This is a genomic window from Streptomyces sp. DH37, from assembly GCF_029813835.1.
Lineage (GTDB): Bacteria > Actinomycetota > Actinomycetes > Streptomycetales > Streptomycetaceae > Streptomyces.
The window spans coordinates 1-1,012 of sequence record NZ_JARVKV010000149.1 but is presented as its reverse complement, the minus strand read 5'-3'; the positions used below and the strand labels follow the sequence as shown (position 1 = coordinate 1,012).

Here is a 1,012-nt window from a genome sequence, read left to right as displayed (position 1 = left end):
GGTGAAGTTGGTGGTGGTGTGCCATTTGTGGTGGAGGTTGAGGCCGGCCAGGTGGGCGGTGTCGAAGGCGGGGTTGGTGATCAGGGAGCTGGCGGTGCCGCCGGCGACGGTGTTCCAGTTCCAGTCCCATTCGCCGTCCAGGAGGCCTTGGGTGAGGTATTCGCCCAGTCCTTCGCCGAAGCCTTCGGCGCCGGCGTTCCAGAGGTTTTCGGTGCCTTCGGCGAGGAGTTTGCCGCCCCAGGTGTCGGCGTGGTCGTCGATGAGGTTTTTGAGGAAGGGGGCGGGGGTGTTGAGGAGGGAGATGAGGGAGCCGGTGAGCAGGCCGGCGAAGACGCTTTTGCCGATGTCGGTCCAGTCGATGCCGTCGGGGCGGCGTTCGCCGGTGTTGACGGTGAGCATGGTGAGCTGGGCGGCGAATTCGAGGAGGCCTTCTTGGAGGGCTTCGGTGATGCCGGGCAGGATGTGGAGGCGGCCCAGGAGCTGGTGGATGATCATCAGCAGGGTGAGGCGGGTGCGGGCCTGGGCCAGGGCGGTCTGGGTGAGGGAGAGGCCGCCGGTGAAGTAGGCCGTGGCGGTGATGAAGGCGAGTTCCAGCAGGAGCATGCCGAGCTCGAAGATCATGTCGATCTTGGCTTTCATGATCTGCTGGGATTGTTCGATCTGGCCGGCGGCGATGAGGTGGAGTTGGTCGGCGAATTGCCGGAGGTGGTCGGTGCCGCCGGTGGCGCCGGTGAGGGTGGACATGGCCTGGACGTAGCTGTCGGTGACCTGGGTGGGCAGGGCGCCTTGGGCGTCGGCGACCGACTGGGTGATCGTCTCGCGCAGGTTGAGGATGTCGGTGGCGAGGTGTTCGAACAGTTCGTGGCTGTGGTAGCCGAGGTTGTAGAGGGCGTCGGTGGGTCTTTCGCCGATCAGGAGGAAGAACAGCCACTGTTCCTCATCGGAGAAGTCGATCTCGTCGCGGATGGCCACCCTCACCCCACCCCGTCACTGCCCGCATCCACCGAGACGC

Annotated in this window: 1 pseudogene; it reads right to left on the bottom strand. The window is 65.4% G+C overall.

Annotated features, from left to right (window positions below):
- Positions 1-972 (bottom strand): annotated as a pseudogene (locus tag QC029_RS30405) (hypothetical protein); the annotation flags it as partial.
- Positions 973-1,012 lie beyond the last annotated feature (40 nt).